The organism is Serratia sp. BFP-2025 (assembly GCF_050880365.1).
In the GTDB taxonomy this organism is placed as follows: Bacteria; Pseudomonadota; Gammaproteobacteria; order Enterobacterales; family Enterobacteriaceae; genus Serratia; species Serratia surfactantfaciens.
Window position 1 is genome coordinate 15,566 of the sequence record NZ_JBPAFV010000003.1, and the last position, 13,833, is coordinate 29,398.

Here is a 13,833-nt window from a genome sequence, read left to right on the forward strand (position 1 = left end):
AAGGAGATAACGCAGTGATCGGTGATTTTGACAGCATTCTGAGCGATGAAGAGGCCCAGCGGCTGGAGAGCGCGTTTCAGGCGCTGGGCGCGGAATCGGCGAACGGCGAGCGGCCGGTGAGCGAAGCCGAAGAGCGGGCATGGTTTGCCCATCTGCAGCAGGGTGACGCACGCGGGCAGCGGGCGTTGGCCTGGCGCCTGACGGGGGAAGTGGATATCGCCCGGCTGACGGCGGCACTGCAGGCGCTGGTGCGGGAGACGCCGGGCGTGGACGTGCGCTACGTTTTTGATGACGAAAACGGGCTGGTTAAACGCGCCGCCGGTTCGGCGCCGTTGCCGGTGAGCCTTCGTCAGGTGGCGGACGAACAGCACGCCATTGGCTGCCTGCTGCAGGCGCAGGCGGCACCGTTTGAACTGGAAGGCGAAGCGCCGCTGCGCGGCTTGCTGTTGCTCACGCCGGACGGCGAGGTGATTTTGGGCGCAGTATTGCATGACATCCTGGCGGAAGCGCTGCCGTGGCGCCATCTGCCGCCGATGCTGTCCGCCCGTTATAACGGGGACCCAGTGCCTCTGCCTTTCGCCGCTGAGCCGGTCGAGCTGCCGGAAAGCCCGGAGCCGCAGCTGCCTTGGCTGCGCCAGGCGGTCTCGCTACAGGATTACCGCAGCCCGGCGCAGCGTGCTGAAGCCTTGCCGCCGGTGGGTTCGCGCGTGGTCACTCGCATTGCGCGCACGTTGCTGCCCGCCAACAATACGCCGCGAGCATTGCTGGCGGCGGTGGCGGCACGGTTTGCCGAGTTCGTCGCCGCACAGGCCGGCGGCCAAACGGTGCAGCTGTGCGTGCCGGTAGCCGAAACGGCGGAATTCGTCGGTCTGGAACTGGGCCTGACGGCGGCGCCGCTGATGCGTCTGACCGTGCAGCATGGCGAGCACGACGTCGGGCAGCGGCTGCTGGCGCAGACCGTGGCTGAACAGCCGGACCCGCAGCGGGCACAGCTGCTGGTGGCCTGGCGCGACGATCTGGCTGCAGAGTGGCGGCTGGAAGGCGTTCACGCCGAGCGCCTGCTGCTGCCGCCGCTGCATACGCCGTTTGAACTGGCGCTGCTGCTGGGCTTGCCGGAAGCGGAGGCGCTGACGCTGGAGCTGGTTACCGATCCGCGTTTGTCCCCACATGCCGCGCCTTTCCTGCTGGAACAGTTCAGCGCCTTCCTGGCCGGGCAGCAAATTGCCGTCGCATTGCCGGCGGCTGAGGCCGCCTCCCCGGCGATTACCGCGCCGGCGGCGAACGGCGACGCGGACGAAAGCGTTGCGCCGCTGATTTTGCAGGAGTTCCGTGAGGCGCTGGTGGCGCCGGAAATGACCCTGGATGAAGACTTCTTCGATCGCGGCGGTCATTCGCTGGTCGCCACCCGGGTGATCGGCCGCTTGCTGAGCCTGCATCAGATCGAAATCAACATTAACGACCTGTTCAGCCATCCGACGGCGCGTGGGCTGGCGGGGTATGCCAAACGCCTGAACGTCGCGCAGCCGAATGCCGCGGTGGTGACCGCCGACGATCATGATCGGGCGCAGGCGCCGCTGTCGTTGGCGCAGGAATCGCTGTGGAAGGTGTATGAAGCCTTTGGCCATGACGAGATCTTCAACCTGCCGTTCTCTTTGCGTTTCTTCGATGCAGTGGATGAAACGGCGCTGCGTCAGGCGTTTATCGACGTCATGACTCGCCATACCGTGCTGCGTTCACGCTTTGTTGAGCAGCAGGGCGAGGTGGCGCAGGTGGTGGTGCCGGCTGCCGAACTCGCGGACTACTCGTGGTTCCGCTTCTCTCACGAGACGCCGGCGGGCAACGCCGCCGCCCTGTTGGCCGATGCCGGCCAGCACCGGTTCGATCTGGCCGCCGAGCTGCCGCTGCGCGTCACGATGCTGCGCGATGCGGACAATGGCCAGCAGTTGCTGTCGCTGCTGTTCCACCATGTGGTGCTGGATGAATGGTCGCTCAACCTGATGATGGACGAGCTGGGCGTCGCTTACCGCCATCGCGTCGCTGGCCAGGCGCCGCAGTGGCGCGGGCAGCCGCCGCAGTTCCACACCTTCGCCCGGCAGCAGCGAGCCTCCGGGGTGCAGCAGCAGCATCTGGACTACTGGCTCGACGCGCTGCGCGGCGCGCCGGTCGGCCAGCCGATCTTCCGGCAAGAACCCTCTACCCATCCGGCGGTGCCGGCGCCGGCGGACGTCAACGGCGGCTGGCTGGAGTTCGAGGTCGATCCGGCCGTGGCGGAGGGCCTGTATCAGCTCGCTCGCCGCAACAACGCTTCGCTGTTCAACGTGGTGTATGCCGGTATTACCTCGGCGCTGCGCCTGCTCGGCGGCCCGGCGGATCTGCTGGTGGGCACCTCGACCTCCGGCCGTAACGACGCCGAGTTCTTCGATACCGTCGGCTACTTCACCACCGTGGTGGTGCACCGCGTGCGCTTCGACGAAGGGCTGACGGTGGCCGGCTTGGTCAGCCAGGTGAAAAACACCATCAACGGCTCGCTGCCGTACACCGATATTCCGATCGATCTGGTGGAGGAAGGGCTGTTCGGCGTGGACGCCGACCGCAAGAACCATATGTTCGAAGTGTTTATCCAGATCCACAGCCGCATCAAGCTGAACGGCGAGTTCCGGCTGCAGGACGGCAGTGCGATCGCCTACCGGCAGGTGGAGCCGGAGAAAGCAGAATCGCTGCTCGGCCTGCAGTTTGAGGTGATGGAAGACGATCTGGCCGGGAAGAAATCCCTGCGGGTGATGATGACCTACCGTCAGGATCACTACAGCAAGGAACAGGCTGATTTGATCGCCGATGGCGTTCAGCACGTCTTTACCCAGTTTGCGCAGCACATCGCTGGCGATATCGCTCTGGCGGCGCTGCCGCCCGGGCCGCAGGCATGACGTTGTTTCACTCTAACCGAAAGCATGATTTTCAAGGAGATAAAAGGATGTCTGGAACCCTAGCAACCCCGCGCGCGTTACTGTCGCTGCTGGTGGCGGCCTCTCTGGTGGTCGCCGGCGCCGCGCAGGCGAACGATGTCGGCATCAAACCGCAGGACATCAAGCGCGAGGCGCTGTCGTCGACGGTGGTGGAGATGGCCTACAGCACCTCGCAACAGGCGCTGTTCGTCAGCGCGCCGGACTGGAAGGAAGAGGCGCGCTCCCGCGTGCTGCGGCTGGATCCCAACACCCTGGCGATCAAGGCGGAGATCCCGCTGCAGGTGAAAGGCTTCGGCGTGGCGCTGAACGATGCGGGCAATCGCTTGTACCTGACGCAGGCCTTCAACGGTGAAGTCGGGGTGGTAGACACCACCACCAACCACGCGCTGGGCAGCATCAAGCTGCTGGACAAAGCGGTGCTGGAGCAGGCTTACAAGCAGGCGGGCATCAGCGGCAAGCGCCTGGATTTCCTGCTGGCGGAGCTGAAGAAATTCAAAATCACCGAGGACTACCTGTACCGCCTCCGCGAGCTCAAGTATGACGCGCAAAGCGGCCGTCTGTTCCTGCCGGGCCTGGGCTTCGGCGTCGACAGCGTGCTGTACGTGGTCGATACCAAAGCCGGCAAGCTGGAGAAAGTGATCCCGGGCTTCGGCTACAACGCGGTGGGCATCACGCTGGATGAGAAGGGCCGCAGGGTATTCGTTTCCAACATGCAGGGGCAGGTGATCACCCTGAACGCCGACACGCTGGCCATCACCGCCACGCACGAAGTGCAGGCCGATCAGCTGCTGAATCTGGTGTATGACCCGGCGAGCAATCGCCTGCTGGGCGTCGATCAGGGCATCGATCGCGACGACTACCGCAACCATCATCTGGGGCACGACTACGTGAAGCGCAGCAGCGGTCACCGGGTGTTTGCGCTGGATGCGGACAGCGGCAAGGTGCTGGCCAGCGAGCTGACGGATGAGGTGCCGATCGGCCTGCTGCTCGATGAGCGCAGCCAGCGGCTGTATGTCGCCAATCGCAAAGGCGTGCGCGTGGATCACGGTGCCGGCACGCTGACGGTGTTCGACGCCAAGACGCTCAAGCGCCTGCAAACCGTAGACCTGCCGCCGCACCCTAACAGCCTGGCGTTGGATCCGAAAGGCGACGCGCTGTTCGTGACGGTGAAAAACGACGGCGCTTCCACCAAGGCCGGCAAGCCGGAAAGCGTGGTGCGCATTCAGCTGCATACCAAATAACGCAATGGAAAGATAAAAAAAGGGGCGCCGCGGCGCCCCTTTGTCGTTGGGTCATGTCATCAGAAGTGGGTGTTGATGCTCATGTAGTAGGTACGGCCCGGTTCGTTGTAGGTGGCCGCGCCCGCGCCGGCGATGTTGACCGCGCCGGTAATCGGGTCGCCCACGTTCTGCGCGTTACCGGCGCGGAACTGGCGTTTATCGAACAGGTTGTCGATACCGGCGGTGACGCTGACGTTTTTGGTCAGGTCATAGGTCGCGCTGGCGCCGACGACGGCATAAGGGCTGACCTCGCGGGTTTCGCCGCCGGTGGCCGGTTTACCCTGGTAGTTGTACTTCTTCGGCTTCTGACGGCCGTACCAGGTCAGGGTGGACTGCATCGACAGATCCTGCGTGGCCTGCCAGCTGAGAGTCGAGTTGACGGTGAACTTCGGGATCACCGACAGGTAATCGCCGGTGGTCTTGTTCTTGTTCTCGATCATGTAGGTGGCGTTGTTGCTCCAGGTGACGGTCTCGCTGACCGGCACGTTCAGCGAGCCTTCCAGCCCTTGTACGACCGCTTTCGGTACGTTCTCCCACTGATAAACCGCCGTGCCGGTGCTGCTGGTGGCGATGCGCGAGTTACCCGCTTCAATCTTGTTGTGGTAATCGTTGCGGAAGTAGGTTACGCCGGCCAGCCAGCCTTCGTTATGGAACTCCAGCCCGATCTCTTTGTTGACGCTGGTTTCCGCCTTCAGATCGTCGTTGCCCAGCAGGTAGCAGCCGTTTCTGACATCGCTGCCCGCACACCCCTGGCCTTTGCTGTACAGCAGGTAGTTGCCGTTGGTCTGGTACAGGGTCGGTGCCTTATAGGAACGCGCGATGCCCATTTTCAGCGTGAAGTAGTCGCCCAGTTCCTGCGACAGGTTCAGCGCCGGGCTCCAGTTGTTGCCGGATTCTGAATGCAGATCGTAGCGCAGGCCCGGCGTCAGCATGGTGGTGTCGGTCAGCTCGATATTGTCTTCGGCGAACAGCGAGAAGATATGCGCGGAAGCGTAAGGGCTGCGCGTGCCGTTGCCCATGCCGGGAATGGTGCCGCCCATCAGCGTTTGGCTGGTGGAAGTACCGTCTTTCATCCGCTGTTGGGTCCACTCGGTACCCAGCGTGGCGGTCTGTGAAACGCCCAGCTCAAACGGCACGCTGACTTCGCTGTGCGCCAGGAAGTCGTCCAGCTTGGTGGTGCCGAACCCGGTATTTTTGGTGTCGAAGATGCCTTCGGTGCCGCCGGCCAGTCCTTCGTTCAGACGGGTGTTGCGGGTGCGCTCGAACTGCACGTAGTTGTTGGTGCTCACGCCGTTGTCCCAGGCACCGCGATGGGTCAGGCCGAAGGTTTCACGGTAGATGCGGTTGGTCTCTTTGCCGTAGTTGCTCTGCACCAGGGCATTGGTGTTGGTGTTCTGGGTATCGCCGGAATACAGGTTGCCCTGACGGCCATAGGCATACTCGAACTCCAATGACTGCAGATGGGCGAAGTCCCAGTGCAGCAAGGCGTCGATGTTTTTATCGACCACCCCTTCGCGCCCGGCGGGCAGGCTGCTGGCGTAGGCGCCTACGCGTTCGGATTTATGTGATTCGTTAATGTCCCAGGCGTCGGCCTGCGTTTTGCTGTAGCCGCCGAACAGGCGGAAGCTCAGGGAATCGCTCAGCGGGCCGGACAGGCTGAAGTCGGTGCGCTTGGTGGCGCCCTCCTGCTTGTGCTGCGGCACGTTGAAGTAGCCGTTCAGCGAGCCATGCAGCGCATCGCCGGCCTTCTTGGTGATGATGTTGACCACGCCGCCCGCCGCGCCGTTGCCGTAGCGCGCCGCGGCCGGGCCGCGCAGCACTTCGATGCGTTCAATCATTTCCGGCGGTACCCAGGCGGTATCACCGCGCGAGTCGCGCTCGCCGCGCCAGCCCTGGCGCACCGAGTTGCGGCTGGAGGCCGGTTTGCCGTCGATCAGCACCAGGGTGTTTTCCGGGCCCATGCCGCGGATATCGATCTGGCGGTTGTTGCCGCGCTGGCCGCTGGTGGAGTTGCCGGTCAGGTTAACCCCCGGCATGGTGCGGATCAGTTCGCTGATGTCGCGCGCCGGCGGGCGTTTCTTGATCTCGTCGGCGGTGATGGTGGACACCCCCGGCGCCTGCAGGTTCTGCCGGGCGGCGGTGACGACGATGGTGTCTTCGCCGCGCGGTTTTTTATCCGTGGCGCCGCTGTTTTCTTCCGTGGTGGTGGTATCAGCCTGCTGTGCGGCGTTGGCGAACGCGGACGCGCCCAATCCCAAGCCGATAAGAGTGGCTAAAGAATAACGTGATAGCTTGCTTTTCATTTGAGTGTCCTACCTTGCTGCCATCCCTCGCCGAATGGGGGGAAGGGCGGTTGTAGTTTTTTGTGTAGTCGGAAATAGAAAATCGGCTGCGGCAAGGGATGCCATTGATGTATCCCCGATCCCTGTCCGTTGCGCGCAATACCAGCACGATCTCCAAGCCTTACACACTATTGCAAATGCAAATTATTATCAATAGTATTTGGCGTACAGTGCGTTCGGGCGGTGGCCGGCGATAGGGAAAAGTCGACGTTCCCGGTGCCGCCAACTACAAAATGGGTAGGCGTTGTGAATACAGAACTACAGTCAGAAAGCAGCAGATTATTGGCCAGCAGCAATGCGGGCAGTCCAGGGTGGTGGTTGACGGTGGCACGACGCGGTACGCCATGGGTAGAACCGGCGGGTAACGGCCGGTGGCGAACCACCTTTTTCTGGCGCGATCCTCAGGGATGCGAATTGACCTCCGCCTACCGTCGCGTGTGGATCAACATCAACTGCCTGACCGACCATCATCAGCCGAATCCGCCGCAAAGCCTGCAGCGTTTGGCCGGCACCGACGTGTGGTACTGGCAGACCGAGCTGAGCGGCGCCTGGCGCGGCAGCTACTGCTTTATCCCCTGCTTTGACGAGCGGCCGCCGGCGTTCAGCGGCGACGATGCGCACGCCAACATGCACAACCTGCGGCACTGGTGGCACCAGGTGTTCGCCAGCGCCACCCCCGATCTGCTCAACCCGTACCGCTCCTGGCAAAGCGCCAGCGGCCACAGCGTCTCCGGCCTGCACATGCCGGATGCGCCGCCGCAGCCGGTATGGCGTTCGTTCGATGAGTATGAAATAGCCAGCGGGCGCTGCACGCCGCCGCTGCCGGCGCGTTTGCAGCGCCATACCTGGCAGAGCGAGCGTCTCGGCAACAGCCGCGACGTCTGGATTTACACCACCGGCGACAGCAAGCCGGCCGAGCGCCCGTTGGCTATCCTGCTCGACGGCCAATTCTGGGCGAAGCAGATGCCGGTCTGGGAGCCGCTGATGCAGCTGACCCGCGAAGGGGCGTTGCCGGAAGCGGTGTATGTGCTGATCGATATCATCGATCTGCCGCACCGGTCGCGCGAACTGACCTGCAAAGACGACTTCTGGCTGGCGGTGCAGGAAGAACTGATGCCGCAGCTGGCCGACTGGGCGCCGCACAGCGACAAACCGGCCGATACGGTGGTGGCGGGGCAAAGCTTTGGCGGCCTGGCCTCCCTGTATGCCGGGCTGCGCTGGCCGCAGCGCTTCGGCGCGGTGATCACCCAGTCCGGTTCCTACTGGTGGCCGCGGCGCGACATGCTGCAGCTGCCGAGCATTCCCGACGACGCCTGCTGGCTGATGCAGCAGGTAGAACGTCACGGCCTGGGCAACCACGGCGCGCTGAAGGTCTTTATGGAAGCCGGTTCGCAGGAAAAGCTGGTGCATCGGGTCAGCGGCGAAATGGCGGCACGCCTGAGCGACGCCGGCCATCGGGTGCACTACCGGGTGGTGGAAGGCGGGCATGACGCGCTGTGCTGGCGCAGCGGCCTGACCGACGGGCTGCAGGCGGTATGGGCTTCCGCTTTCGCCACCGCTTATCCGGCATCGGCGACGGCAACGGCACGAGGAACACATGATGGAAAGCCTGAATCCGTTCGATGATCTACAGCAGCGCAGCCTGGTGCTGCGCAACGTACAACAACAATACAGTTTGTGGCCGGATTTCCGCGCCATTCCGTCCGAGTGGACGATCGTCTTCGGCCCGGCGGCGCGCACCGAGTGCGCCGAATGGCTGGAACAGCATTGGCAAGACATTCTGCCGGTCGCAGCACGCGAGGCGTGACCGGCGCCAGGTAATCACGGGAGCAATAAGCAGTGTCACACACCCCTAACTCTCTCAGCGGCCCGGCGCTTGCGGGCGAATGGCCGCTGGTCGCGGCACAACCCGGCATCTGGGTCGCCGATCAAATCTCCCCGCATCGCAATGCCTACGCGGTGGCTCACGCCATCGAACTCAACGGCCCTGTCGCCGTGGAGCCTCTGCTGCAGGCCATCATCCAGGGTCTGGGCGAGGTGGACATGCTGCGCCTGCGTTTTGCGGAACGCGACGGCGTGCCGGTGCAATGGCTGGATGACACGCTGGTGGTGCACGCGCCGGAACTTGTCGATCTGACGACGTCGCCGGATCCTGAAGCCGCCGCGCGCGCGCTGATGGACATCGATCTGGCGAGCGATCTGCGCGCCGGCAGCGGCGCGCCGCTGTATCGTCATGTGGTGATGCGTCTGGCGGATGACCGCTGGTTCTGGTATCAGCGCTATCACCATCTGCTGGTGGACGGTTTCAGCTTCACCGCCATCGCGCGCCGCGTGGCGGCGATTTACACCCATCTTTGCCGCGGCGACGCGCTGGAACCGACGCCTTTCACGGCGTTCAGCGACGTGGTGGCGGAATACCAGGCTTACCGGCAGGCCCCGGCCTGGCAACGCGACGCCGATTTCTGGCGCGAAAAAGCACGGCAGCTGCCGCCGCCGGCCACGCTCTGTCCGCAGCCGCTGGCCGGGCAAACGCCCACACCGCGCATCCACCGGCTGGAACAGCGCTGCGATCCGCAGGCCTTCGCCGAACTGGTGCAGTGCGGCGCGCAGCAGAAGCTGAACGCCGCCGATATGGCGGTGGCGCTGGTGGCGCTGTGGGTGTCGCGTCTGAGCGGCCAACCGAGCTTCAGCGCCGGTTTTATCTTCATGCGCCGTACCGGATCGGCCGCCCTGTGCGCCGCCGGCCCGGTGATCAACGTGCTGCCGATGGAGATGCACCTCGAGCCGCAGGCCACGCTGTATGAGGCCGCCGCTCGCATCAGCCGCGAGCTGAAAACGGTGCGCCGCCATCAGCGCTACGACGCTGAACAGGTGCAGCGCGATCTGGGGCGCATCGGCGACGGTGAACCGCTGTACGGTACGGTCTTCAACTTCAAAATGTTCGATTACCAGCTGGACTTCGCCGGTATCGAAGGCATTACCCACGATCTGGCCTCCGGGCCGGTGCGCGATCTGGAGATTGCGCTGTTTATCGACGAACACCATCAGCTGAAGGTGGAGCTGCTGGCCAACGCCGAGCGTTACAGCCGTCAGGAACTGCTGGCGCATCTGCAGCGGTTGCCGCTGCTGCTGGCGCAGTTCGCCGCGCAGGCAACGTTGCCGATCGGCGAAGCCGACATGCTGACCGCCGACGATCGCGCTCTGCTGGCGCGGGTCAACGACACGGCGCATCCGGTGCCGGCGACCACGCTGAGCCAACTGCTGGCGCAGCAGGCGCAAAGCACGCCGAACGCGCCGGCGCTGGCGGATGCGCATTTCAGCTTCACCTACCGCGAAACGCGCGAACAGGTCACGGCGCTAGCGCGCCAGCTGGTTGTGCAGGGCGTACGGCCGGGCGACATCGTGGCGGTGGCGCTGCCGCGCTCGGTGTTCCTGTCGCTGGCGTTGATGGCGATCGTGGAAGCGGGCGCCGCCTACCTGCCGCTGGACACCGGTTATCCGGACGAGCGGCTGGCGATGATGCTGGAAGACGCTGCGCCCCGGCTGGTCATCACCAGCCCGGCGCAGCAGGCGCGTTTCGCCGACAAGGGCGAAATTTTGCTGTATGACGCACCGCTGGCGGCCGATCACGCCGCCGGGGTGGCGATCGCGGGCCCGACGCCGGATCATGCGGCCTATATCATCTTTACCTCCGGCTCCACCGGGCGCCCGAAAGGCGTGCTGGTCGGCCATCAGGCGATCGTCAACCGCTTGCTGTGGATGCAGCATCAGTATCCGCTGGGGGCGGACGACGCGGTGCTGCAGAAAACGCCGTGCAGTTTCGACGTCTCGGTGTGGGAATTCTTCTGGCCGCTGATGGTCGGCGCCCGGCTGGTGATGGCGCCGCCGGAGGCGCACCGCGACCCGCAGCAGCTGCAACAGCTGATCGCACAACATCGCATTACCACGCTGCACTTCGTGCCGTCGATGCTGGCGGCCTTCGTCGCTGCCCTGGACGACGACGCGGCGGTGGCGAGCTGCGCCGCGCTGCGCCAGGTGTTCTGCAGCGGCGAAGCGCTGCCGGCGGAGCTGTGCCGCCTGTGGCAAAGCCGCACGGCGGTGCCGTTGCACAACCTCTACGGCCCGACCGAGGCGGCGGTGGACGTGACCTGGCATCCGGCCTACGGCGACGCGCTGGCGAAGGTGACCGGCGCCAACGTGCCGATCGGCCTGCCGGTATGGAACACCGGGTTGCGCATTCTGGACGCGCGCCTGCGGCCGGTGCCGCCGGGCGTGGCGGGCGATCTGTATCTGACCGGCGTGCAGCTGGCGCACGGCTACCTTGGCCGGCCGGATCTGACCGCCAGCCGCTTTGTCGCCGATCCGTTCGGCGAGGGCGGACGGATGTACCGCACCGGCGACGTGGCGCGCTGGCTGCCGGACGGCGCGGTGGAATATTTGGGCCGCAGCGACGATCAGCTGAAGATCCGCGGGCAGCGTATCGAGCTGAGTGAAATCGACCACGCCTTGCTGTCGCTGCCGGGCGTGCGCCAGGCGGTGACGCACGCGCTGGTGTTGCAGGGTACGCCGGTGGACGCCGGCGGCGATGCGCGCCAGCTGGTGGGTTATCTGGTGATGCAACCCGGCGCGAGCTGGGATGCGGAAGTTTTGCGTGCGGCGCTGGCCGACCGCCTGCCGCCGCACATGGTGCCGGTGGCGTTGGTGGAAATGCAGGATTTGCCGCTGAGCGCCAACGGCAAGCTGGATCGCAAGGCGTTGCCGCAGCCGCAGGGCGGTGAACGCAAGGCAGGACGGCAGCCGCAGGCCGGGTTGGAAAGCGAGATCGCGGCGGTATTCGCCCGTTTGCTGCAGCGCGAGCAGGTGTTCGCCGACGACGATTTCTTCGCGCTCGGCGGCCATTCGCTGCTGGCGATGCGCCTGGCGGCGGAGCTGCGCCGCGATCTGGGCAAGGCGGTGTCCGTCGGCCAGGTGATGGTGGCGTCGCGCGTTGAGCAACTGGCCGCCTTGCTGGCGGAAGATCGCACGCAGGAAGAGGCCGATCGCAGTGGCTTCGACAGCGTGTTGCCGCTGCGCGTCACCGAGGGGCCGACGCTGTTCTGTCTGCATCCGGCATCCGGCTTCTCCTGGCAGTTCAGCGTATTGCCGCGCTATCTCGACCAACACTGGTCGCTGGTCGGCATCCAGTCGCCGCGGCCGGATGGCCCGCTGGCGCTGAGCGAAGACATGGATCAGGTAGTGGATGCCCACTTGCAGACGGTGTTGCAGGTGCAGCCGCACGGGCCGTACCACTTCATCGGTTATTCGCTTGGCGGCACGCTGGCGCAGGGCATCGCCGCCCGGCTGCAGGCGCGCGGCGAGCAGGTGGCGTTCCTCGGCCTGCTGGATACCTATCCGCCGGAGACCCAAAACTGGGACGTGATGCTGGACGACAACGTGTTGAAGGAAGTGCAGCGCGAGCGCGAGCAGTTCCTGGCGGTGTCGCAGGACACGCTCGATCCGGCGCTAGGCGAGACGCGCACGGCGATGTTCGACAACATCGAAGCCAACTACGCCGATTCGGTGCGGTTGCTGTCGCGTACCCGCACCGCCCGTTTCCACGGCCAGGCGACGCTGTTCGTCGCTAAACGCACGCTGCAGGAAGGGATGGACGTGCAGCAAACCTGGTCGCAGTACGTTGATGCGCTGCAGGCGCACGAGCTGGACTGTGCGCACGTCGATATCGTTTCGCCGGCGTCGTTCAAAGTGCTGGGGCCGCTGCTGAACCGGATCTTGCGCACGCTGTAATGACTCCCTCATCCCGCCGCCAGACACGGGGATTATCCCGCGTTTGGCGGCGTTTCTTGCGGTCGCTCACAATTGAATATCAATGAGTTTTATTATCATTATTGATTTCGTCATCTGTGCTAGCATAGCGCCCCGCAACTGCAGAATCCCCGTTTAAAGATGTGGTGAACAACCGATGAGTAGCAAACCCTCCATCCTGCTTGATTTTAGCCTGCTGAAAACCAACCGGGCTTTCCGCGCGGTGTTCTGCGCGCGCTTTATCTCCATTGTGGCGCTGGGGTTGATGGCGATCGCCATCCCGGTGCAGATCCAGGCGTTGACCGGTTCCACCCTGCAGGTCGGGCTGGCGGTGACGCTGGCCGGCGGCGGCATGTTCGCTGGGCTGCTGATGGGAGGGGTATTGGCCGATCGCTATGAGCGACGCCGGCTGATTCTGTTTGCGCGTTCCACCTGCGGCGTCGGTTTTGTCGGCCTGTGTCTCAACGCCCTGCTGCCGTCGCCTTCGCTGGCGGCCATTTATCTGCTGGCGGTGTGGGACGGCTTCTTCGGCGCGGTGGGGGTGACGGCGCTGCTGGCGGCCACGCCGGCGCTGGTGGGCCGCGAAAACATCGTGCAGGCGGGCGCCATCAGCATGCTGACGGTGCGCTTCGGCTCGATTCTTTCTCCGGCGATCGGCGGCCTGGTGATCGCCCATATGGGCATCGCCTGGAACTACGGTCTGGCGGCGTTCGGCACCCTGCTGACGTTGCTGCCGCTGCTGAGCCTGCCGCAGCTGATGCCGCCGCCGCAGCCGCGTGAACACCCGCTGCGCGCGCTGGCGGGCGGTTTCGCCTTCCTGTTCCAGAACAAGGTGATCGGCATGGTGGCGCTGATCGGCGCGCTGCTGACCATGGCCAGCGCGGTGCGCGTGCTGTACCCGGCGATGGCGGAAGGTTGGCACATCGACGCTGCCCACCTCGGTTATATGTACGCCGCCGTGCCGCTCGGCGCGGCCATCGGCGCGTTCACCAGCGGGCGCGTGGCGCACGTGGCGCGCCCCGGCTGGGTGATGCTGCTGACGGCGATCGCGGCGTTCGCCGCCATTGGCCTGTTCGGCCTGATGCCGTGGTACAGCCTGGCGTTGCTGTGTCTGGTGGCGTTCGGCTACCTGAGCGCGCTGAACTCGCTGTTGCAATACGGTCTGATCCAGAGCCTGACGCCGGACAACTTCCTCGGCCGCATCAATGGCCTGTGGACGGCGCAGAACGTGGTGGGCGATGCGCTGGGCGCGTTGCTGCTGGGGGCGATGGGCGCCTTTATGCTGCCGGCGATGAGCGCCAGCGGCTTTGGCTTCGGCGCGGCGGCGCTCGGCATCCTGCTGTTGTTCGCCATGACCGGTTTGCGTCAGGTCACGATGCACAAACCGGAGCCGCAGAACGAGCCTCAGCCGGCCAGTGAAAAGTAACTCGATGCGTTAATTCGACG

The 13,833-nt window shown here is 64.8% G+C and carries 7 protein-coding genes; 6 read left to right on the forward strand and 1 reads right to left on the reverse strand.

What is annotated here, in order from left to right:
- The first annotated feature begins 14 nt into the window (after positions 1 to 14).
- Together ACRAWE_RS18130 and ACRAWE_RS18135 are read left to right on the forward strand one after the other, a co-directional pair.
- A complete protein-coding gene (locus ACRAWE_RS18130) occupies positions 15 to 2,924 on the forward strand; it encodes a condensation domain-containing protein (RefSeq protein WP_432525692.1) in 2,910 nt (969 codons plus the stop codon).
- A 47-nt stretch (positions 2,925 to 2,971) separates the two neighbouring features.
- Positions 2,972 to 4,204: a YncE family protein gene (locus tag ACRAWE_RS18135; RefSeq protein WP_063919663.1), complete on the forward strand. Its 1,233-nt coding sequence runs from the start codon at positions 2,972 to 2,974 to the stop codon at positions 4,202 to 4,204.
- Positions 4,205 to 4,263: 59 nt separating this feature from the next.
- Here the strand turns inward: ACRAWE_RS18135 and ACRAWE_RS18140 are convergent, their stop codons facing one another.
- Positions 4,264 to 6,546, reverse strand: a complete 2,283-nt coding sequence (locus ACRAWE_RS18140) for a TonB-dependent siderophore receptor (protein ID WP_025159574.1) — start codon at positions 6,544 to 6,546, stop codon at positions 4,264 to 4,266.
- 285 nt (positions 6,547 to 6,831) lie between these two features.
- Between ACRAWE_RS18140 and fes the strand changes: the two genes are divergently transcribed.
- The 4 genes from fes (at position 6,832) to entS (ending at position 13,813) form a co-directional block, all read left to right on the forward strand.
- Positions 6,832 to 8,211, forward strand: a complete 1,380-nt coding sequence (gene fes / locus ACRAWE_RS18145) for an enterochelin esterase (protein ID WP_072271055.1) — start codon at positions 6,832 to 6,834, stop codon at positions 8,209 to 8,211.
- Positions 8,186 to 8,392 carry an MbtH family protein gene (locus ACRAWE_RS18150; RefSeq protein WP_019453420.1) on the forward strand — a complete coding sequence of 69 codons (207 nt, stop codon included), beginning with the start codon at positions 8,186 to 8,188 and terminating at the stop codon, positions 8,390 to 8,392. Before fes ends, ACRAWE_RS18150 begins: the two co-directional genes overlap by 26 nt.
- 32 nt (positions 8,393 to 8,424) lie before the next feature.
- On the forward strand, positions 8,425 to 12,369 hold the full coding sequence (locus tag ACRAWE_RS18155; RefSeq protein ID WP_432525693.1) for an enterobactin synthase subunit F: 3,945 nt from the start codon (positions 8,425 to 8,427) through the stop codon (positions 12,367 to 12,369).
- 175 nt (positions 12,370 to 12,544) lie between these two features.
- Complete coding sequence (gene entS / locus ACRAWE_RS18160) at positions 12,545 to 13,813, forward strand: enterobactin transporter EntS (protein ID WP_019453418.1); 1,269 nt, start codon at positions 12,545 to 12,547, stop codon at positions 13,811 to 13,813.
- Positions 13,814 to 13,833 lie beyond the last annotated feature (20 nt).

What these genes read in the sequence shown, in the direction of transcription:
- ACRAWE_RS18135 (WP_063919663.1), top strand. Translation starts at nt 2,972, where the DNA reads ATGTCTGGAACCCTAGCAACCCCGCGCGCGTTACTGTCGCTGCTGGTG.
- ACRAWE_RS18150 (WP_019453420.1), top strand. Translation starts at nt 8,186, where the DNA reads ATGGAAAGCCTGAATCCGTTCGATGATCTACAGCAGCGCAGCCTGGTG.
- ACRAWE_RS18140 (WP_025159574.1), bottom strand. Translation starts at nt 6,546, where the DNA reads ATGAAAAGCAAGCTATCACGTTATTCTTTAGCCACTCTTATCGGCTTG.
- entS (WP_019453418.1), top strand. Translation starts at nt 12,545, where the DNA reads ATGAGTAGCAAACCCTCCATCCTGCTTGATTTTAGCCTGCTGAAAACC.